We start from the raw sequence: 19,361 nt of genomic DNA, 5'->3' as shown, positions 1-19,361 counted from the left end.
TTAGACCGTGTCGTTCTCGATTCCGGCAAGCCAGTTCTCGGCTCTGACGAATGCGCTCTCGTCGCCGGTAATGTACGACCCCAGGTCCCGCGCCGCGTGAACGAGACGGTTGGCGTCCGCGGGGTCGACATCGCCGTCCAGCGCCTCGATCCGCTTTCGATGGTCGCGAATCCGTCCGGAGAGCTGTCGTGCGGTCGGTTCCGAATTGGCGTCCAGATACGTCCGTACGTCGCGCTGATAGCTATCGACGGCGGCCGCCATCGCCAGGCCGTACGGCACTCGAAGCTCCGACGGGACCGACTCGACAGCCGGACGGTCGCCGTCGTCAGCACTGCCGAGAAGTTCGTAGAAGTACCGCTCCGCCGGGTCGCCGCTGCGCAACTCCCGGGAGAGGTGTGCACCGACGTGCTGGAGTTCGACCGCGGCGACGAACGTCGGGTTGAGCGAGCGAAGCTCGCCCGCGTCGATGAACCCCCGCTTGCGTGTGTACTCCCGACAGCGCTCGGCGGCCGCGTCAGCGAGCTCCCGGGTCGGGTCTGCGTCGATCCGGCTCCGGACCGGCGTCAGGTCGAGGGTGGCCGGTGCGTCCGTGTGTTCGGTGTGCTCGTCGATGCCGACGCTGTGGATGCTGCCACAGTCCGGACAGGCGATGCTCCCCGTCTCGTAGTACCGCCATCGCGTGCCACAGTCCTGGCACTCGCGCTCCCCGCGGACTTTCATACGTGATGCTGAGAGGCCAGCCCTCAAGATTGTTCCGTGAGGGCTGTCTACGCCAACGTATGCGCTCGGAAGACGAGATCCGCGAGCAGTACGAGTTCCTTGCTGAACAGCTAGACGACGAGGAGATGGATCACGAGCGGGTCCGTATGATGTTCACCCACTACAAGCGGGCACTTGGATGGGTGCTCGAGGAGGAACATATCTAGGTTAGTTACAGCTTACATTCGCTTCTAATTCGATAACTAACATCTGCTGGACGGGGCCGGTACTTTTAAGTTATTCTGCCCCATTCGACCAAGTGACGCTTCGCTTGGAGGGCCGAAGCGTCAGCGGGGACCAATTCAGGGCGGCAAGCGGTCGCGTTTTTCGCGACCGCTTTCCACTTACTTCGCTGCTAACGACCAGATACGAGCGATTGCTGTACATCCGAAAAGGAACCGCTGGACGATACGACGTACTCGATAGACCACTCTGTGTCTGTCGCGTTCTCGGGCCACTCCGGTTCGACTCCGATACTGAGTTACCGTCGCCCACTCCGGACTCGCGCGCTCGGCGTTCACCTCGAACTCCGCCTGTGATGGCGGCGCGACGTGGCCCCGACCCCTCCCTGCGCTGAGCGTGATCTCAGATCTATCTCCCGGAGAGTCGACCACCGTTCTGAGATATGCTGCGACGGCGCTGTGGTCGAGTCCTTGCTCGCTTTCGAGCAGGACTGTTTCTACCAACCTCTCAGTGCCCTCCAGTGACAAATAATACTGTCGCCATCAATTTCCGAAGAATGATGATATACTGACTGTATTTACCATTTGAACAAAACGATGACTGAGGGCCTAAATACAGAAAATTCGACACTCTGGACTACCGAAACAACATCAAGTTCTCTGGGCCGATATATTTAACAGTATAGATACTAAATCATTACATAGGAAAACCGATGCACGACTTGACAGGATTCCAGCGTGACCTTCTCTACGTGATCGCTGGCAGGGAAGAGCCCCACGGCTTAGCTATCAAGGAGGAGCTCGAAGCGTACTACGAGAAGGAGATCCATCACGGTCGTCTGTACCCGAACCTCGACACTCTGGTCGACAAGGGACTGGTCGAGAAGGGCCAGCGCGACCGCCGGACCAACTTCTATACGCTTACGCGCCGCGGGCGTCGTGAGATCGACGCCCGCCGCGAATGGGAAGACCAGTACGTCGACCTGTAAGAGTGTCGCACCGCCCCTTGTGCTGAGGCCGTCGTATCGTCGGTAGCGGTGGGTCCGTCTTCAGTGACGGGAGCGGGTAACGCTACGATGACGGCATTCGTCGCTGGAGTCGTTCAGCGTCATGTGGTGTCGGGTTGGTTCACCATAGGTGACTCGTGGCACTCGATCACGAACCTGGCTCCGCCGCTCTCGCCCTCAGTGGCTGATATGTCCCACCCGTGGGCCTGCACGATGTCTTTAACGATAGCGAGGCCGAATCCTGTCCCCTCCGCGTTTGTGGTATATCCCTGTTCGAACACTGCGTCACGTTCTTCGCTGGGGATACCTGCCCCGGTGTCTTCAACGTAGAACCCGACCGCGTCGGGTAAGGACCCGGCTTTGACGGTCAGGTCAGCCGACTCGTTGTGCTCGACGCTGTTTCGGAACAGGTTTTCGAGCATATTCCGGAGCCGATTACGGTCGCCATCGATCTGGAGCGTTGTTTCGACGACGAGGGTCGCCCCGCCAGTCTCGACGCTCTGCCAGGCATCGTATGCGATCAGTTCGAGGTCTACCTCGTCGGTCTCAGTCACCGTTTCTCCTGAGCGAGCCAACGTGAGCGAGTCGTCGATGATCGACTCCATGCGCTCGAGTTGCTCCTGAATCGTCCCGATCGACGCGTCGTGGCTAGCGACATCGCTCTCAAGTAGGCTAAGTCGTCCACTCGCGACGTTCAGTGGGTTCCGGAGGTCGTGCGCAACGATGCTCGCAAACTGGTCGAGCCGTTCGTTCTGCCGTTCCAGTTTCCGCTTTCGCTGTAGTTGCTCGGTCACGTCTCGGGAATTGAGGACGATCCCCTCGACGAACGGGTCGGCGAGCAGATTTGTTGCGTGCGCTTCGATGAAACGCCAGTTACCCGCTGCGTCGCGGAATCGCACGACGTACGTGCCGGAGTAGCCGTAATCGTCGACGTATCTGGCCAGGTCCTCAACAACGCGCTGTCTGTCGTCGGGATGGATGTATTCGACGGCGTTCTCACCGACCAACTCGGGAGGTTCGTATCCGAGTATCTTCTTAACTGGCTGGCTGACGTACGTGAACTCCCCGTCTTCGTCCAGAACCGTCACCATGTCCGAAGACCGTTCGATGAGGCGCTGGAAGCGCTCTTCCGCGATACGGCGCTCAGTCACGTCACGGTAGATGAGCAGCTGTCCGATCACTGAGCCGGTTTGGTCGGTGAGCGTTGAACGGTTGATATCAAAGTAGTGTGGTCCGCCGTCAGCTTCGATGACGACATCGGCGTCGGCATTGCCGTCGTCGTCTGGTAGCGAGTCGTAGGACGGCATGACTTCCGACGCAGACCGGCCAATCGCCGTCCCTTCATCGTCGAGGAGGTCTGTGCCAGTCTCGTTTACGTCGACAAGCCGCCCGTCTTTATCAACGACGAAGACGGGATCAGACATCTCTTCAACGAGCGTGTGTCTCGCGACGGGCATCAGGTCGAGGAGGTCAAAGCGAAAGAGCGCGATAGCGAAGACAACCCCCGTAAACGTGAACGCGAACGCTGTCGGGTCAGCGGACCCCATCGGATCACTGCCGAAGACGAACACTAAACTCGCAATCAGCGGAATAATGCCGCCAAGCAACATCAACGTCGCCTGTGTTCGATACCGACCGCTTCGCTTGAGTCCGAAGAGCCCGACGATGACGTACGTCGTCCCTATCAGAATGTACTGGTACAGGAGATTGAACCAGAAGACGGGGCCGTTCACGCGCTCCGGACTCGCGAGCGGCGGTCCCTGCACGAACCCGTCGAGGGTCCACAGCAGGTTGTGTGACTGTGCAGTCACGACAAGCCCGAAAACGACGACTGGGGGAGCGAGCAGTAGCGCCCAGCGTCGGCGGGTCAGGAGTGATTCCCGGCCGCTGTATGTCAGCCCGAACCAGAACTGTGTTGGCCCGAGCCCGACCGCCCCGATGTATTTGATAACGAGACCGGTCCGGTACGTCGGCATTGTCGTGCTTGCCGACAGAACGCCGTTGCCGAGCGAATAAAGTGCGACAGAGATCATTATCGCGGCGAGCGGCACTGCCCCGCGTACACTCCGCCGACGAACGGCAATACCGGCAATTCCCAGGTTTATGCCGAACGCGATGAGGAGAACCCACGTCGGTATGCCTGGCGATAATCCCACACGTCAGCGTTGATTTAGGGTCGTTTTATAATTCCCCTCCAACTATCAAACTTGAATAAGTCTGTTCGACACCTCACATATTGTGTTAGAATCGGCCGTTTGTGCTGTATTTAACGGAAGATAAAAGACAGTAGCTCGGAACATCTGTTTCATTTATTGATATTTTGGCAAAGACTATCGGAAACAGATGGTAGTCTGTCTTGGCTATGGGCGGTGGTGAGTGGGGTACGCGATTCGACCCCGATCATTGTTGGGACGCACTGCCTATTTCGTGTCAGCGGGGCTCTCAACCCAGGGGCGGTTCCCGGCAGAGACGCTGTCCTGACGGATAGCTGGGTGAGGCAGTTGCCGTGTCGCGGATATCTTCGCCGTACAAGTAGCGAGGAAAGACTCTATAGCACCACTAACTGTTAACTAATCTCATGTATATGGGAGCTATGTCGGCCCTCTTGCAGCGATCCCTGGAGCCGATTCAGACGACCGTGTTTCGTATTCTGCTTGCGGGGCGCTCGGGATGTTTCGTTCGGTCGTCCTCGGTACGGTAACGGTGCCGGCGCTTGGGCTCTTCGTTTAAAACTGGTAGCGCCGGTCGTCCTTGTCCTGTTGCTGAGGGAAGTCGTTCCCGGTCATCTGGTCGAAGGTCATCCCCGAGAGGTACTCGTCGTACGTACAGTCGTAGCTCGACCGGAGGTGGAAATCCAGCGTCCCGCGGTCGACGGTCGACTGAAACAGCATATGGACCGCGCGCCTGACGAGTTCGTCCGGGTCGTCCGGGTCGAGTGCGACTGACAGCATCGCGAGTTCGTTGCGCGTCTCGCGGTCGATGGACAGTTCGAACTCGTCGTCGAAGTCGCCGTACGCCGCTTCGATATCCTCCTGTAGATCGTCGAGGCTCATACGAACGGGGACGGTGAGCGCGAGGAAACCCCTTACGACTCGTCTGGGACCGCTCCCTCGAAACACGGATGTCTACGATTATAACATATGATAAATTATATCATGGACTGAACATAACGGTTGGTAGCGGTCAACTACCGAAGGATTCAGATTAGATAATGACAGGTGGTGGGGACGAGACAGCAGCGTCCAGCCAGCCCGACGGGCTGCTAGAGCGGCTTCACGCAGTCCTCCCGGACGTGTACACGCGTAACTACGTGGCGAAGTTCGCTGTCGCGCTGGCGGTAATCGTCGTCGTACTCGCAGCCGTCGGCTTCGGCAGCTACCTGCAGATACAGGACCGGGTCGTCAGCGACGCGGTGACGGACCTCGAAACGTCGGCCACGCATCGCGCCGACAGTATCGGGCAGTGGCGGACGACCACCGAGACGGAGGCCATCGCTATCGCAGCCGCAGGGGTGTACGTCACTGGGACGCCCGCAGATATCAGACAGTACCTTACGACAGCAGCCACGGCAGAGTCGTCACAGATTCGTTCGCTTCACTACGTCTCTGCCGTCGACGACTCTCAGATAGTCGTCGCGAGCACCGGGACGAACACAGAAGGCCGGTCACCGTGGGCGGTCGAACCCGCGTGGGAGTCCCCCGTGATGGCGACGATGAACGGCTCCACCGACACTGGCACAGTTATCCACTCGACAGCATACGCGGACGGTGACAACCACTCGATGGCGTTCGTGACTCCCGTCTCCGATGGCGATGGAGCACTAGTGCTGGTTGCCCGGGTCCCGGTCGAGCAGTTTCAGGACGGGCGCGACGGGTTCGAGACGCAACTGCTCACTGGGGACGGAGACCCGCTTATCGGGGGCCAGGGTGGTTCCGTGCCCATCAGTCAGGACGGTCTCCGGGCCGCAACAGCGGGCCGAACGACGACTATCGAAACGGGGTCCCATGTCGCGACGTACACGCCCGTCAACGGTACGTCGTGGGTGGTCACGACGAGTGCGACGCAAGAGACACTGTACGGAACGAGTCGGCTCGTCCGCTGGGGCTTCCTCGCTGTCATCGGGACGGCAGTCGCCGCGCTGGGCATCGCGGGATATCTTTTCGGACGGCATACGGTTCGGCCCCTGAGACAGCTCCGTAACCGGACGCAGGCCATGGAACAGGGTGACCTCGGCGTTGACATCTCGACAGCCCGGCAGGACGAGATCGGGAGGCTGTACGACGCCTTCGGAAATATGCGGGACACGCTCCGGAGTCAGATCCGCCAGGCCCAGGCGGCCCGCGAGGAGGCCGAGCGGTCGAGCCACGAACTCGAACGTCAGAACGAGCGGCTGGACGAGTTCGCGTCGACACTGAGCCACGATCTCCGAAACCCGCTTACGGTCGCCCGGGGCCACGTCGAACTGCTTGCGACGCGGCTGTCGGACCCGGAGACGGATTCGACCGACCTCCAGTCACACATCGAGAAACTCGAAGACGCACACGACCGTATCGAGTCCATAATCGACGACGTGTTGACGCTGACGAGAAAGGGCGCAAGCGTCGAGGAGACGGCCCCGGTTCCGCTGGAGGCCGTCGTCACCGATGCGTGGGACAACATCGACAACAAAAGCGCCAGCATCGAGGTCGCGGGCAGTCGAACCATCGACGCCGACCGGACGCGGCTCTTGCGAGCCCTCGAGAACCTGTTTCGCAACGCCCTCGACCACGTCGGCCCGAAGGTGACCGTCACGGTCGGGCTGACGGAACACGGCTTCTACGTTGCCGACGACGGGCCGGGGATTCCGAGCGAAGCGGTCGACAACATCTTCGAGTACGGTCACACGACGAGCGCGGACGGTACCGGGCTCGGCCTCTCTATCGTCAAGACCATCGCGGAGGCCCACGGTTGGCGGCTGTACCTCGATACGACCTACCCCGACGGCGCGATGTTCGTGTTCGCGGACGTGTTCAGCGAGGACGAGCCGGACTGGTACGGGACCGAGTTCGAGTGGGGACGGTCCGAAGTCGACGACTGATACTGTTGGCTGTAACTACTGTAAGATATCCGCCATCTCAGGGCGGCGATTCTTTCCAGACGTACAGCCGACGGGATGGGCGGCAACGACCGCCACGCACAAATCGGGACAGGGCTAAACGGGGGTATGACCGACCAGTCGACAGCGACGGACCGTCATGGGGCCGTGCCCGCGGACCCGTCGGCTGTCCAGGACGCGCTCGTGGAGTGGTACGAGGCGGACCACCGCTCGTACCCGTGGCGGGAGACGACTGACCCCTACGAGATTCTCGTTTCCGAAGTGATGAGCCAGCAGACCCAACTGGACCGGGTCGTCGACGCCTGGGAGGACTTTCTGGACCGCTGGCCGACTGCGGCGGCCCTGGCCGAGGCCGACCGTTCGGATGTCGTGGGCTTCTGGACCAGTCACTCGCTGGGCTACAACAATCGTGCGAAGTACCTCCACGAGGCGGCCGGCCAAGTGGTCGACGACTACGACGGCGAGTGGCCCCGCGACCCGGACGGCCTCAGCGACCTGATGGGTGTCGGTCCCTACACCGCCAACGCCGTCGCCTCCTTCGCGTTCAACAACGGGAACGCCGTCGTCGATACGAACGTCAAGCGTGTCCTGTACCGCGCCTTCGACGTGCCGGACGACGATTCAGAGTTTGAAGCGGCCGCAAGCAAACTCATGCCCGGGGGCCAGTCGCGAGTCTGGAACAACGCCATCATGGAACTGGGCGGGGTTGCCTGCGAAAAGACGCCGGATTGTGACGGCGCGCAGTGCCCGTGGCGTGAGTGGTGTTCGGCCTACGAAACGGGCGATTTCACCGCGCCGGACGTCCCGACCCAGCCCGAGTTCGAGGGGAGCCGTCGACAGATGCGCGGCCGCGTCATCTCGGCGCTCAAGGAGTACGACGAGCTACAACTGGACCAGTTGGGGCCGCGTGTGCGCGTGGACTACGCGCCCGAGGGGGAGTACGGCCGCGAATGGCTCCGAGGGCTTCTGGAGGATTTGGCCGACGACGGGCTAGTCGATGTCGAGAACAGCGACGGCGAGGCGGTCGCGCGCCTCCAGCGCTGACCGCCAGTGGCATACACCCTTGAACCCGTGCGGTCAATACGTCCACAATGGCTGGCTTGCTGGGTTCGGTCGCTCTCATCGTCGTCGCAACCGCTGTCATCTGGAAAGGGAGCGCGTACTTCGAGCGGGCCGCAGAACGGCTGAGCAAGTACTACGGGTTACCGGTGGCGGTTCACGGCGCAATCGTCGTCGCCGTCGGGTCGAGCTTTCCCGAGATAAGTTCGGTCGTTATCAGCACCGTCGTCCACGACGAGTTCTCGCTGGGCGTCGGTGCAATCGTCGGGAGCGCGATATTCAATCTGCTCGTGATTCCGGCCCTCGCGGCGCTGTCGAGCGAAGAACTCCGGTCGACGCGTGACATCGTCCACAAAGACGCCCAGTTCTACGTCATCAGCATCCTCATCCTGTTCATCGTGTTCGCGCTCGGGGCGACGTACGTTCCGGGCGGGACCAATCGGGCGGCTATCCTGACTCCGACGCTCGCGGCCATTCCGCTCGTGACCTACGGCATCTACGCCTTCCTGCATCAGCAGGACGCCAGCGAGCACGTCGCGGACGAAACCCACAGTGTCCGGCCTGGCCGGGAGTGGGGGATGCTCGGGGTCGGACTCGTCATCATCACTGTCGGCGTCGAGGGGATGGTCCAGGGCGCGCTCGCCCTCGGTGTCATCTTCGACACCCCGACGTTTCTCTGGGGATTGACCGTCATCGCCGCCGGGACGAGCCTCCCTGATGCCTTCGTCAGCGTCCGGGCCGCGAAAAACGACGACAGCGTCACGAGTCTGACGAACGTTCTGGGAAGCAATACGTTCAATCTGCTGGTGGCGATTCCGGTCGGCGTCCTCCTGGCAGGGCGGGCGACAATCGATTTTCTCGTGGCAATTCCGACGATGGGGTTTCTGGGATTCGCAACGCTGGTGTTCATCGTGTTCATCCGGACCGATCTCGAGCTCACCGACCGCGAAGCGTACACCCTGCTTGGGCTGTACGTGGTGTTCGTCTGCTGGATGGCCCTCGAATCGGTCGGGCTTATTGAGACGGTTAGCGGTATCTGAGGCGGGTCCACAGTGCCGTCACTGGTGAGCCAGCATCCGCCCTCGATGCTCTCGGGAAACTGCCCTGTTGGGCTTACTCATCGCCTTCTCCGGGCGATAGTTCGCGGAAATACACGGCCTCGTCGTAGGGATCGCCGCCGATAGTGAGTGTCCGAGTCTTGGTCCGCTCGAAGCCGAGGTTCTCGAAGAACTCCCGGCTCCGGTCGTTCGAGGCCAGGTCGAGCGCCCGGAACTGCTCAACGCCGTGTTCCAGAAAGATGTCTTCGAGCCGGTCGTACAGCGCCGTCCCGACACCCTCCCCGTGGTAGTCCGGGTGGACGTACAGCCGCAGCATCGTCCCCATCGTATGCATGGTGATGCCCTGGGTGAAGCCGATGATTTCGCCGTCCTGTTCGGCAACCAGTAACGTCGCCTCGATGTCGTCGAGGTCGTTGGCGGGGACGCCGCCGGCCCACCCGTGGAGCGCGCTGCCCAGCGGGTCGGCGTACCAGTCGGATATCGTCTCGTCGATGACGTCGGAGTCCAGCGAGTCGTAGGCGTCGTGCCACGCCGCCCGTGCGACCCGGCGGATGCCGTCGGCGTCGGCGTCGAAGGCTCGGCGGATGGTCGTCATGCGTGTCCCGACGACGGACAGACAGATTGTTCCGAGCGGGTGCCACAGTGGGTGGACTGACGCGATAGGCGGCGCAGTACCCGGGGATCTGCCAGATGCTGAATCGTGTCGCGTACCATAGATGCTGTGTCTATCGGTTCGTTTGGGCTATCATGGCTAATATCCTCTCCCCGGTGTGTGAACCATCCCCATAATCTATCATGGTTTATCATTAGGTTTATGTAGTTGACACCCATTGGTGGTCTTGTATGAGGACAGTCATCCTCGGTGTCATCGGCTCCGACGCGCACGTCGTTGGGATTACCATTCTGGAACGAGCGTTCGAAGCGGCAGGGTTCAACGTAGTCAACCTCGGTGTCCAGTCGTCCCAGTCGGAGTTCATCGACGCCGCGGATGAACACGACGCCGAAGCGATACTCGTTTCGTCGCTGTACGGCCACGCCGAGCAGGATTGTCAGGGGTTCCAGCAGCAGATCAACGAGGCGGGTCTGGACGTGACGACCTACATCGGCGGCAACCTCGCTGTCGGGCAGGACTCCTTCGAGGAGACGCGCGAGACGTTCAAAGCGCTCGGTTTCGACCGGGTCTTCGATTCGGAGACCGACCCTGAGGAGGCTATCGAGGCGTTGAAAGCCGACCTCGGCCACCGCTCCCGCGAGGAAGCGTCGTCCGAGAAGGTTCAGCTCGGCTCCTGAGCCACGGACTCCTTTTCTTGCCGCTAGCGCCAGCGATCCGTGCGTAATCCGGAATACTCTCAGCTTCTGCTGTCATCGACCACCCACAGCCCGGGGTGCTTTACGACCAGAGTGCGAATGGTTCATAATGTCACACATGACAGCTGAGCTGAGTGACGGCACCGAAATCAAGAACATTCACGACGTGGTCGAGGGGTCGAACGGTGTCCATCTGAAGAAGGAGGTCGGCAGTGGCGGGCTCGAACGTGTCGCGTACATCCCGTATCCGAACCTCCTCTACGTCTACCACGACAACTGAGCGTCGGCCAGAGCGACCTTCATGGCCTGACAAACCGACAGCCGGAAAGGGACTAGCGCTGCGCCTCGTCTCCCCCATCGATATACCGGCCCCACTCCATAGACCCGACATGTCCGAACCACACATCGTCGGTGTCGTCGGCAGTCTCAGAGAGGAGAGCTACACCAGGGTCGGTATCGAGCGCGCGCTCGTCGCCGCCGAGGAGTTGGGGGCGACCACGGAACTGCTGGATCTTCAGAAATTCGACCTACCGGTGTTCGATGCCGACCATCGCGAGGTCGGCGACGCTGTCGAGTTCGCCGATAGAGTTCACGCGGCTGATTCAATTCTGCTGGGGACGCCGGTGTATCACGGGTCCTATTCCGGCGTGCTGAAGAACGCACTCGACTACTGTGGCTTCGACGAGTTCGAACACAAAACCGTGGGATTGCTAGCGGTCGCCGGTGGGGGCTTTCCCATCACCGCGCTCGAACACCTCCGCTCGGTCTGCCGGGCGCTGAACTGCTGGGTCATCCCGCATCAGGCCGCGGTTCCGAACGCACACAATCACATCGCTGACGGTCAGATAGTCGACGCCGATATCGAGGAACGCGTGACGTCGCTCGGTGAGGAAGCAGTCAAGTACGCGAACATCGAGCCGGACTCGGCGTGTTTCGAGAGTACGGAGAACGTCGGAGCGGACGATTAGCCGTGAGGACCGCTGTGCGTGTCCGAGCCGAAGGGGGCTGACGGATAGAAGGAAACGGTCAAACCGGCTCGTGCCCAAGTTTCAGGCGTGACTCAGTGGGTCGAGAATCCGACCGGTGGCCGGGACCGCGGGCCAGCCGCGCTGGTGCGTGCGTGGGTGGAAATACTCCGCCGTCCGCGGCGGTTCTTCCGGACCGGCGTCGCGCCGGGTGACCAGGCTCCGGGGCTGGTGTTTGCGGCGACAGTAGTCCTCTTCGAGGAGGTGAGCCGTTACGCCGTCGTCAAGCTGGCCCAGCGGGGACTGCTGTCTACGGGGCCGTTCGACTACCCCGCTATCGGTGGCTCTTCGCCCGGCGTCGCGGTACTGGCGCTGTTTGCTATTCTCGTGTTCGTCACGCCGGCGACGGTGCATCTGACGGCGGCGCTACAGACGCTGCTGTTGCTTCCCCTCGGACTGCTCCCCGTCGCGTCGGACCGCGGCGGCGTGAGCGAAACCGTCCAGGTGATGTGCTACGCGATGGCCCCCTGTCTGCTGGCGGGGCTGCCCAGCGCAGAAGTCCGGGTGCTCGTCACCGCCTGGGGCGCGGGCCTGTACCTGCTCGGCACTGCCGTCGTCCACAATATCCGGCACCCCGTGGCCGCAATCGTCGGAGCCGTCCCCGCCGCAATTATTTTCGGCTACGGCTTCCGGGGCTTTCAGGCCGTCTCGGTGCTGGCCGCTGACTACGGGTTTTAGGGTCCGCCGGCGTGCGTTTCCACACGATGCTCAGTATCGACATCGACCAGTTCATGCTGGAACTCAAAGATGGAGCGTTCAAGAGCGTCGGCCCGTCGAACAAGGAAGCGACGATCAAGATGTACGACGTGGAGGGCGTCGACGTTCGCGAGTACGGCGACAAGCGCGTGAAAATTGCCTTCGAAGACGAACAGGGAAGCGAAATCGAGGTCGCTCTGTTCCCTGAACAGGCGAAAGCGGTCGCTTCAGGGCTCGAACTACTGGAAGAAGAGAGCGAGATGTTCGAATAGCGGACCCGTTCAGTTCGTCCGGAATTCGACAACCGTTTTAGGCCCGACATGCTTGCACCGTGTAATGGGTTCGTGTATCATCTGCGGCAAATCTGTCGAAGGACGCATCTGTGACCTCCACGAGGAGGACGCCCTGTTCGAGTTCCGTGGCTCGCGTGCCGACCAGCTATCGGTCGACCGCTACTACCGCGGCAGTGTTGACGGCTTCGCCGAGTTCGGCGTGTTCGTCGACATCGGCGACAGCGTAACGGGGCTGCTCCACCGGAGCGAACTGGACCAGCGGCTCGATTCCCTCGACTGGGACTCGGGCGACACCGTCTACGTCCAGGTCAAGAACGTACGGGACAACGGCAACGTCGACCTCGGCTGGTCGATCCGCCAGTCCGAACGCGAGTTCCGCGGCGTCCTCGTCGACGACCCGGAAATCGGTCACTCCGTTCTGCTTGAAAACGAAGACGACGAAGACGAGACACAGTCCGACGATTCGGACGAGGAGGCGTCTCGACCCTCAACTGACGAGTCAGCGGGACAAAGCGACGACGAATCGGACGCGGACGAAGGCACCGAATCCGACGACAGCAGCGCCACGAACGCCGGCGCAGTCAGTCGGGCCAGCGATGACGACCGCGTCGAAGGCACTGCGGCCGTCGGCGGCAACGACAGCGGGTCGAACACCGCCGTCATGACCGAGTCCGACGAGGAAGCCGACGCAGAGAGCGACGAAAGCGAGGAGCAGACGGACGAGGCGACCACGGCCGAACCGGTCGCCGCGGCTATCGGCGATCTCGACGACCACGTCGGTGCGGACGTTCGACTGGAAGGCGAAGTCGTCGGCATCCGACAGACCTCCGGGCCGACGGTGTTCGAACTGCAGGACGAGACCGGCACTGTCGATTGCGCGGCCTTCGTCGAGGCAGGCGTCCGCGCCTACCCCGAGGTCGAAGAAGACGACTACGTCCGACTCTCGGGCGAAGTCCGCGAGCGTCGCGGTGAACTGCAGGTCGAGACCGAGGAGCTCGATGTCCTCGAAGCCGAGGAGCGCGAGGAAGTCGAACAGCGGCTCGCCGACGCCCTCGACGACGAGGCCCGACCTGACACGGCCGAACCGCTCGCCGATGATACGGCGGTTGCGGCCCTCTCCGATGATCTGGTCGAAGCGGCGACCCAGATCCGGAAGGCAGTGCTGACGGACCGTCCGGTCATCGTCCGCCACGCCAACACCGCGGACGGCTATCTCGCCGGCAGCGCGCTCGAACGCGCCGCACTCCCGCTGGTCACCGAGCAGCACCGCCGCGCCGACGCGAAGTACCACTACTTCGACCGGCGACCAATCGAGGGCGGCGTCTACGACATGGACGACGCGACGAAGGACACGACGACGATGCTCGACAACCGGGAGCGCCACGAGGAGAAACTCCCGCTGTTCGTCTTCGTCGCCGCCGGCGGCACGCGCGAGAGCCTTGACGGCTTCGACCTGCTGAACGTCTACGGCGCGCCGAGCGTCGTCATCGACGACATCGACGTCGACGGCGCGGTCGTCGACACGGTCGACGCCGTTGTCTCCCCCTCCGCTGACGCCGTTTCCGAGACCACCTCGACGGCGCTTGCGGCCAACGTCGCCGCACACGTCAACGAAGACGTTCGTGACGACCTGCAACACCTTCCGGCCGTGAGCTTCTGGGAGGACATCCCCGAGCCGTACGTCGAGGCCGCCAGCGAGGCCGGCTACGACGAGACCGCCGTGTCGGAACTCCGCGAAGCCGTCGCGCTCGAAGCCCACTACCAGTCCTACGAGGACAAGCGCGAACTCATCACCGACCTCGTGTTCGGCGACGACGAGGAGGACGTGGGCGGCCTGGCCGGCCACATCGCCGAGCAGTTCCGCGAGAAGGTCGACGAAGAGGTGTCCACCGCCCGGGCCAACCTCGACCACCGGACCGTCGGTGACGTGGACATCGCCGTGCTCGACACGGACGCCTTTACCCACCAGTACGAGTTCCCGCCGGAGTCGCTCCTGCTGGATGAACTCCACCGGGATGTCCGCGACGAGAGCGACGCCGTGCTCGGCATCTCGACGGACACGATGTACGTCCGTGCCAACGGCGACCTGGACCTGCACGAGCTAGTCAGCGAAGTCAGCGAGCGAGTTCCCGAAGGCGGCGTCGCGACGCGGAGCGTCCGCGAGGGGACCATCCGCTACCTGGCCGGCGAGCGACCGGCCGTCCTCGACGCCACGCTCGACGTGCTGGCCGACGAACTGTAGCGCAGAGGACTTTTTCTATCCGCCGGCAGTCTGACCGGGCATGAGCGACGGCCCCGTCAACGAAGCCGACCTCGACTGGACCGACCACGACCACGGCGACCGGACGTTCAGGCGCAAGCAGCTTGGTGACGCCGCCGGGGGCGAACAACTCGGCGCGAGCCTCTATGCCGTCCCACCGGGGAAACGGCTCTGGGTGCGCCACTACCACGAAGGCAACGAGGAAGCGATATTTGTCCAGGCCGGGACCGGCACGCTCTGGCTCGGCCCCGACGCTGAGGAACACGCACTCAAGCCGGGCGATTTCGTCGCGCTTCCGGCCGGCGAGGAGAGTGCGCACGAAATCGAAGCCGGCGAGTCTGAACTCCGACTGTTGATGGTTTCGACGATGGAGGAACCGGATATCACCGTCTACCCCGACCGGGAGATGGTCGGGCTGTACGCCGGGTCACCGCCGGGCGGCGAGAAGGCGGACCGGACGTTGTCGACGTATCTCGACAGGAACGCGGAAAAAGAGTACTGGGAGGAGTGAGCCGCTATCGGCTGTCGACTTCGAACTCCGACAGCATCGTCTGGAGCCGTTCGGACTGCTCGGCGAGTGATTCGATGCTGGCACTGACCTGCGACATGGACGCGGCCTGTTCCTGCGCGGTCGCGGAGGCGGTCTCGGTCTCCGCGGCGGTCGCCTCGCTGATGTCCACGGCCTCCTCGACCATCGACACCGCTTCCTCGGTCGTGGCGGCCTGGTCGTCGGTCGTGTCGCTGATCTCCTGAATCCCGTCGTCGGTCGCCTCGGCGTTCTCGGCCACCTGCGTGAACGTGTCGACGACGTCTTCGACGGCTTCTGTACTCTCCTGCATATCCTGCTTTGCCCCCCGTGCCTCTGTGACCGTGGTTTCGGTCTGGGCCTGGGTCTCCGCGATGAGCTGTTCGATTTCGGTCGCAGAGGCCTGCGTCTCCTCCGCCAGCTGTTTGACCTCGTCTGCGACGACAGCGAACCCATCGCCGCCCGACCCGTTTCCGGCCCGTGCGGCCTCGATGTTGGCATTCAGGGCCAGCATGTTCGTCTGCTCGGCGATGTCGCCGATGAGATCGACGATCTCACCGATCTCTGCCATCTTCTCGTCCAGCCGCTCCACGTTTTCGACGGTCGAATCGATCGCTGTCTGGACCTCCCGGGAGCCCGCTATCGCTTCCTGTGCGGTCTCCTCGCCGTCGTCCGCGATCTTGGCTGTCTCGCGGGACCGTTCCGCGACGGTTTCGGCCGAAGCGGCGACCTCCTCGACGGTGGCTGACAGGTCGGTCATCTCGCTTGAGACGGTTTCGAGCATCTCACGCTGGTCGACCGCCCCGCTGGCGATGCCCTGAATCGATTCGCTCATGTCTTCGCTGGCACCTGTTGCCTCGTTGGCACCGGCCGTGGCCTGGTCGCTCGTCGACGCGACCTCCTGCGAGAACGTCTGTATTTCGGCCATCGCCGACTCCGTCTCCGTCATCATCTTGTTGAACGACTCGGCGATCTGTGCCATCGCGTCACTCTCGCTGTCGGGGTCAATCCGGACCGTGAGGTCTCCGTCGGCCGCCCGGGACATCGCCGCGCTGTAAGCGTCGGCCGTGGCTTCGAGGTGCTCGTTGAACTCTTCGACCTCTTGCTGTCGGGCCTCGGCCTCGGCTTTCGCCTCTTCGGCCTCGGCGATGGTCCGCTCCATCTCGGCTTTCTTCTCCTCCAGGTTTTCGACCTCTTGGGTCTTCTCTCTGGCCTGTTCGAGTTGTTGTTCCGCCGCTTCACGGGATCGCTCGGTCGACGACCAGTGCGCCATCAGCGCCGCGGCCAGCATCAGAACGAAGCCCGCGTGGATGAACGCCCACACCCACGGGTTGTTGATCGCCGCCGAGTGGTTGTACACCCGACTCGGGTCGATCATGCCGAAAATCCCGTGCTGGACGGAGACGTACCCGATGCCGAGGAAGAACGGCAGCCAGTCTTCGTAGACGGCAACCACAGCCATCACGACGAAAAAGTGGAAGTGAGCCTCGATGTACCCGCCGGAGAAGTGGACCAGGAACCCGGACGTCGTGACGAGTCCCATCGTCGCCAGCGCGGTTCGCGTTCGCCGACCGAACCAGGGCAACCTCGCTAACACGGCGAGGCCGACGACGACCCCGACCTCTGCGAGAACGTGGAGCGTGTCTATCTCGGGAAGCGTCGCGCCCGTGACGAGCGACTCAGTTCCCGAATACAGCCCGAGTGCCAGCAGGAACGGCACATGCGCAAGCAGCAGAATGAGGATATTACGGTGTCGGCCGCGCCATGTCTCGTCGGGGATCGTATCGCCACTCGGAATGTATGCAATGAACTCCTGGAACCGTTCCGTCGGCGTCAATTCCCGGGAGCGAGTTTGTGCAGACCCACTGGTCGTGTCTGGCATATATACACAGTCGAGGAGAGCAATGACTAAAAGACTCCCCTGGCAGTATCATTCGAAATAACGGGGTAGAGCGCCTGAGACGGGGCTTCAACGACTCTGGAGTTGTTTTCAGACAGCTCATTCGCTGCCGACTGCGACCCGGGTCCCGCTACGTATCAGTCGCCGAGACGGACCTGGCTGCCTTCTTCGCACCGTAGTACGCCCACTCCGCGCTGTAACAGAACACACAGCCGCGGAAGGTCGGTCGGTCGGGGCTCCTGGTGTCGTCCGTTTCGCTTCTCATACCTCTCTTTGGTGTGACAGCACAATGAACCCCACGGCCACCCCCGTCGCTGACGATACCCGAGCGACACGCTTATTCGGCCGAGACGCCGATTTCGCACAACGCCGATGAGCACGGAGACGCCGGACCCAGACGAGACAGAGACCTTCCAGCAGGTGTGTGCGGAGCTGGTCGACCGGATTCTCGCAGGCGAGGTCGAGCGCGACGACGTCGAATCGGCCAAGATAGATGTCTGTCGAGAGTATTCCGCGCCGAAAGTGCCGAAAAACTCCGAACTGCTCGATTACGCGCCACAGGAGCACCGCGAGGTGCTGGAGGAGGTCCTCCAGCGCAAGCCCGTTCGGACTGCCTCGGGTGTCTCCCCTATCGCTATCATGACCTCACCCGAGCGGTGTCCTCACGGGAAGTGCCTGTACTGTCCGGGCGGCCCGGATTCGGAGTTCTCCTCCGCGCAGTCCTACACCGGCCACGAGCCCGCGGCCGCACGCGGCGAACAGAACGACTACGACCCCTACGGCCAGGTGACCCTCCGACTCAACCAACTGCGGGAGATCGGCCATCCTGTCGACAAGGCCGAACTCATCGTGATGGGCGGGACGATGACGGCCCGGAGCCACGACTACCAGGAGTGGTTCGTCAAGCGGGCCCTGGAGGCGATGAACGACTTCGACGTGGATTCGGAGCCGACGCCCGCGGAGGACGTGAGCTTCGCCGAGGACGACTACGAGTTCCGGTATCTGGAAGATGTCATCGCGGAAAACGAGACCGCTGACGTCCGCAACGTCGCCACCACGTTCGAGACGAAGCCGGACTGGTGTGATCCGGAACAGATCGACCGGATGCTCGACCTCGGCGGGACGAAAGTCGAGGTCGGCGTCCAGACGACCTTCGAGCGGATCAACCGCGAGATGCACCGCGGCCACGGCGTGCAGGCCTCCATCGACGCGAACCGCCGCCTGCGCGATTCCGGGTTCAAGGTGGGCTTTCACATGATGCCAGGCCAGCCCGGGATGTCCAAGGAGATGTGTCTGGAGGACTTCCGGCGCATCTTCGACCAGACGGACTGGCGGCCCGACTACCTCAAGATATACCCGACGCTGATTGTCGAGGGAACCGTCACATACGACTGGTGGCGCAACGACGAGTTCGACCCGCTTTCCAACGACGAGGCCGCCGAACTGGTCGCCGAAATCAAGGACATGATTCCCCGCTACACCCGCCTCCAGCGCGTCCAGCGGGACATCCCGGCGGACTTCATCGAGGGCGGCGTCTGGAAGTCGAACCTCCGCCAGCTCGCCTGGCAGCGGATGGAAGAGCACGACTGGACGTGTGACTGTATCCGCTGTCGGGAGGCCGGACACAGCGACGATGCCGCCGAGAACATCGAACTCGACGTGATGACCTACGAGGCCTGTGGCGGCACGGAGCATTTCATCTCCTTCGAAGACTTCGACAACGACGTGCTCGTCGGGTTCTGTCGGCTCAGATTCCCCAACGATCCGGTACGCCGGGAGCTACAGGACGCCGCAATCGTCCGCGAACTCCACGTCTACGGCAACGCCGTCGGCGTCGGTCAAGAGGGTGACGACGAGGACCACCAGCACAAAGGCTACGGCAAGAAACTGCTGGAAAAAGCGGAAACACTGGCACGGGACGCCGGCTACCCGAAATTGGCCGTTATTTCCGGTATCGGCGTCCGGCAGTACTACCGGGAGAAGCTGGGGTACAAGCAGGACGGCCCATACGTGAGCAAGCGTCTCTGATAGCCTCACAGCCTCAGTCTAATTCTTACCGGCCTCAGGTGTGTCCCTGAGCGTCTCATCGATAGATTACAGCCGCGCTGTTGTGGATCCCGCCAGCGAGAGATGCTTTCATCGCGCGACGAGTGACGGGCGCTGACCGAAAGAACAGCCGCCGTTTGAGGTACT

At 62.3% G+C, this 19,361-nt stretch carries 20 protein-coding genes; 13 read left to right on the top strand and 7 right to left on the bottom strand.

What is annotated here, in order from left to right; genetic code table 11:
* Positions 1-720 (bottom strand): DUF7117 family protein, encoded by a 720-nt coding sequence (locus ACNO8S_RS07660; protein ID WP_050007612.1) that lies wholly within the window; start codon positions 718-720, stop codon positions 1-3.
* Between the two features lie 59 nt (positions 721-779).
* Between ACNO8S_RS07660 and ACNO8S_RS07655 the strand changes: the two genes are divergently transcribed.
* Positions 780-926, top strand: a complete 147-nt coding sequence (locus ACNO8S_RS07655) for a hypothetical protein (RefSeq protein WP_004961170.1) — start codon at positions 780-782, stop codon at positions 924-926.
* A 177-nt stretch (positions 927-1,103) separates the two neighbouring features.
* Here the strand turns inward: ACNO8S_RS07655 and ACNO8S_RS07650 are convergent, their stop codons facing one another.
* Complete coding sequence (locus ACNO8S_RS07650; RefSeq protein ID WP_175055157.1) at positions 1,104-1,445, bottom strand: amphi-Trp domain-containing protein; 342 nt, start codon at positions 1,443-1,445, stop codon at positions 1,104-1,106.
* A gap of 209 nt (positions 1,446-1,654) precedes the next feature.
* Between ACNO8S_RS07650 and ACNO8S_RS07645 the strand changes: the two genes are divergently transcribed.
* Complete coding sequence (locus tag ACNO8S_RS07645) at positions 1,655-1,930, top strand: PadR family transcriptional regulator (RefSeq protein WP_004518082.1); 276 nt, start codon at positions 1,655-1,657, stop codon at positions 1,928-1,930.
* Positions 1,931-2,049: 119 nt separating this feature from the next.
* On the opposite strand, the gene ACNO8S_RS07640 is transcribed toward ACNO8S_RS07645, so the two are convergent.
* Positions 2,050-4,104 carry a histidine kinase N-terminal 7TM domain-containing protein gene (locus tag ACNO8S_RS07640; protein ID WP_079980832.1) on the bottom strand — a complete coding sequence of 685 codons (2,055 nt, stop codon included), beginning with the start codon at positions 4,102-4,104 and terminating at the stop codon, positions 2,050-2,052.
* 570 nt (positions 4,105-4,674) lie between these two features.
* Positions 4,675-5,001 (bottom strand): hypothetical protein, encoded by a 327-nt coding sequence (locus ACNO8S_RS07635; RefSeq protein WP_008309033.1) that lies wholly within the window; start codon positions 4,999-5,001, stop codon positions 4,675-4,677.
* A 158-nt stretch (positions 5,002-5,159) separates the two neighbouring features.
* Between ACNO8S_RS07635 and ACNO8S_RS07630 the strand changes: the two genes are divergently transcribed.
* From ACNO8S_RS07630 to ACNO8S_RS07620, 3 genes are all read left to right on the top strand, one after another.
* Positions 5,160-7,025, top strand: coding sequence for a sensor histidine kinase (locus ACNO8S_RS07630; protein ID WP_420182747.1), 1,866 nt, complete (start codon positions 5,160-5,162; stop codon positions 7,023-7,025).
* Positions 7,026-7,151: 126 nt separating this feature from the next.
* Positions 7,152-8,087, top strand: a complete 936-nt coding sequence (locus ACNO8S_RS07625) for an A/G-specific adenine glycosylase (RefSeq protein WP_044952223.1) — start codon at positions 7,152-7,154, stop codon at positions 8,085-8,087.
* Between the two features lie 47 nt (positions 8,088-8,134).
* Complete coding sequence (locus ACNO8S_RS07620) at positions 8,135-9,142, top strand: sodium:calcium antiporter (protein WP_191449331.1); 1,008 nt, start codon at positions 8,135-8,137, stop codon at positions 9,140-9,142.
* 73 nt (positions 9,143-9,215) lie between these two features.
* On the opposite strand, the gene ACNO8S_RS07615 is transcribed toward ACNO8S_RS07620, so the two are convergent.
* On the bottom strand, positions 9,216-9,755 hold the full coding sequence (locus ACNO8S_RS07615; protein WP_064288103.1) for a GNAT family N-acetyltransferase: 540 nt from the start codon (positions 9,753-9,755) through the stop codon (positions 9,216-9,218).
* Positions 9,756-10,003: 248 nt separating this feature from the next.
* Here ACNO8S_RS07615 and glmS point away from each other — a divergent pair, with 248 nt between their 5' ends.
* From glmS to ACNO8S_RS07580, 7 genes are all read left to right on the top strand, one after another.
* Positions 10,004-10,450, top strand: coding sequence for a methylaspartate mutase subunit S (gene glmS, locus ACNO8S_RS07610; RefSeq protein WP_014040435.1), 447 nt, complete (start codon positions 10,004-10,006; stop codon positions 10,448-10,450).
* A 127-nt stretch (positions 10,451-10,577) separates the two neighbouring features.
* Complete coding sequence (locus tag ACNO8S_RS07605; protein WP_004518074.1) at positions 10,578-10,748, top strand: hypothetical protein; 171 nt, start codon at positions 10,578-10,580, stop codon at positions 10,746-10,748.
* Positions 10,749-10,857: 109 nt separating this feature from the next.
* Positions 10,858-11,436, top strand: a complete 579-nt coding sequence (locus ACNO8S_RS07600) for an NADPH-dependent FMN reductase (RefSeq protein WP_420182746.1) — start codon at positions 10,858-10,860, stop codon at positions 11,434-11,436.
* Between the two features lie 87 nt (positions 11,437-11,523).
* The gene (locus ACNO8S_RS07595; protein ID WP_420182745.1) at positions 11,524-12,171 is read left to right on the top strand and encodes a YIP1 family protein; all 648 of its coding nucleotides are present in this window, start codon (positions 11,524-11,526) and stop codon (positions 12,169-12,171) included.
* A gap of 26 nt (positions 12,172-12,197) precedes the next feature.
* Complete coding sequence (locus ACNO8S_RS07590) at positions 12,198-12,461, top strand: hypothetical protein (protein ID WP_004592637.1); 264 nt, start codon at positions 12,198-12,200, stop codon at positions 12,459-12,461.
* A gap of 64 nt (positions 12,462-12,525) precedes the next feature.
* Positions 12,526-14,724 (top strand): DHH family phosphoesterase, encoded by a 2,199-nt coding sequence (locus tag ACNO8S_RS07585; RefSeq protein ID WP_050038109.1) that lies wholly within the window; start codon positions 12,526-12,528, stop codon positions 14,722-14,724.
* Between the two features lie 40 nt (positions 14,725-14,764).
* Positions 14,765-15,253 carry a cupin domain-containing protein gene (locus tag ACNO8S_RS07580; protein ID WP_014040431.1) on the top strand — a complete coding sequence of 163 codons (489 nt, stop codon included), beginning with the start codon at positions 14,765-14,767 and terminating at the stop codon, positions 15,251-15,253.
* 4 nt (positions 15,254-15,257) lie between these two features.
* Here the strand turns inward: ACNO8S_RS07580 and ACNO8S_RS07575 are convergent, their stop codons facing one another.
* Together ACNO8S_RS07575 and ACNO8S_RS07570 are read right to left on the bottom strand one after the other, a co-directional pair.
* Positions 15,258-17,150, bottom strand: a complete 1,893-nt coding sequence (locus ACNO8S_RS07575; protein WP_191449329.1) for a methyl-accepting chemotaxis protein — start codon at positions 17,148-17,150, stop codon at positions 15,258-15,260.
* Between the two features lie 148 nt (positions 17,151-17,298).
* On the bottom strand, positions 17,299-17,433 hold the full coding sequence (locus ACNO8S_RS07570) for a hypothetical protein (protein ID WP_014040429.1): 135 nt from the start codon (positions 17,431-17,433) through the stop codon (positions 17,299-17,301).
* Between the two features lie 107 nt (positions 17,434-17,540).
* Here ACNO8S_RS07570 and ACNO8S_RS07565 point away from each other — a divergent pair, with 107 nt between their 5' ends.
* Positions 17,541-19,196, top strand: coding sequence for a tRNA uridine(34) 5-carboxymethylaminomethyl modification radical SAM/GNAT enzyme Elp3 (locus ACNO8S_RS07565; protein ID WP_014040428.1), 1,656 nt, complete (start codon positions 17,541-17,543; stop codon positions 19,194-19,196).
* The last annotated feature ends 165 nt before the right edge of the window (positions 19,197-19,361 follow it).

Source organism: Haloarcula sp. KBTZ06 (genome assembly GCF_048595605.1).
In the GTDB taxonomy this organism is placed as follows: Archaea; Halobacteriota; Halobacteria; order Halobacteriales; family Haloarculaceae; genus Haloarcula; species Haloarcula hispanica.
Note: the sequence above shows the minus strand (reverse complement) of the source record. Positions and strands in the feature narration are given on the sequence as shown.

Coding starts and splice junctions, on each gene's coding strand:
- ACNO8S_RS07660 (WP_050007612.1), bottom strand. CDS start 720: ATGAAAGTCCGCGGGGAGCGCGAGTGCCAGGACTGTGGCACGCGATGG.
- ACNO8S_RS07655 (WP_004961170.1), top strand. CDS start 780: ATGCGCTCGGAAGACGAGATCCGCGAGCAGTACGAGTTCCTTGCTGAA.
- ACNO8S_RS07645 (WP_004518082.1), top strand. CDS start 1,655: ATGCACGACTTGACAGGATTCCAGCGTGACCTTCTCTACGTGATCGCT.
- ACNO8S_RS07635 (WP_008309033.1), bottom strand. CDS start 5,001: ATGAGCCTCGACGATCTACAGGAGGATATCGAAGCGGCGTACGGCGAC.
- ACNO8S_RS07630 (WP_420182747.1), top strand. CDS start 5,160: ATGACAGGTGGTGGGGACGAGACAGCAGCGTCCAGCCAGCCCGACGGG.
- ACNO8S_RS07625 (WP_044952223.1), top strand. CDS start 7,152: ATGACCGACCAGTCGACAGCGACGGACCGTCATGGGGCCGTGCCCGCG.
- ACNO8S_RS07620 (WP_191449331.1), top strand. CDS start 8,135: ATGGCTGGCTTGCTGGGTTCGGTCGCTCTCATCGTCGTCGCAACCGCT.
- ACNO8S_RS07615 (WP_064288103.1), bottom strand. CDS start 9,755: ATGACGACCATCCGCCGAGCCTTCGACGCCGACGCCGACGGCATCCGC.
- glmS (WP_014040435.1), top strand. CDS start 10,004: ATGAGGACAGTCATCCTCGGTGTCATCGGCTCCGACGCGCACGTCGTT.
- ACNO8S_RS07605 (WP_004518074.1), top strand. CDS start 10,578: ATGTCACACATGACAGCTGAGCTGAGTGACGGCACCGAAATCAAGAAC.
- ACNO8S_RS07600 (WP_420182746.1), top strand. CDS start 10,858: ATGTCCGAACCACACATCGTCGGTGTCGTCGGCAGTCTCAGAGAGGAG.
- ACNO8S_RS07590 (WP_004592637.1), top strand. CDS start 12,198: ATGCTCAGTATCGACATCGACCAGTTCATGCTGGAACTCAAAGATGGA.
- ACNO8S_RS07585 (WP_050038109.1), top strand. CDS start 12,526: ATGGGTTCGTGTATCATCTGCGGCAAATCTGTCGAAGGACGCATCTGT.
- ACNO8S_RS07580 (WP_014040431.1), top strand. CDS start 14,765: ATGAGCGACGGCCCCGTCAACGAAGCCGACCTCGACTGGACCGACCAC.
- ACNO8S_RS07575 (WP_191449329.1), bottom strand. CDS start 17,150: ATGCCAGACACGACCAGTGGGTCTGCACAAACTCGCTCCCGGGAATTG.
- ACNO8S_RS07570 (WP_014040429.1), bottom strand. CDS start 17,433: ATGAGAAGCGAAACGGACGACACCAGGAGCCCCGACCGACCGACCTTC.
- ACNO8S_RS07565 (WP_014040428.1), top strand. CDS start 17,541: ATGAGCACGGAGACGCCGGACCCAGACGAGACAGAGACCTTCCAGCAG.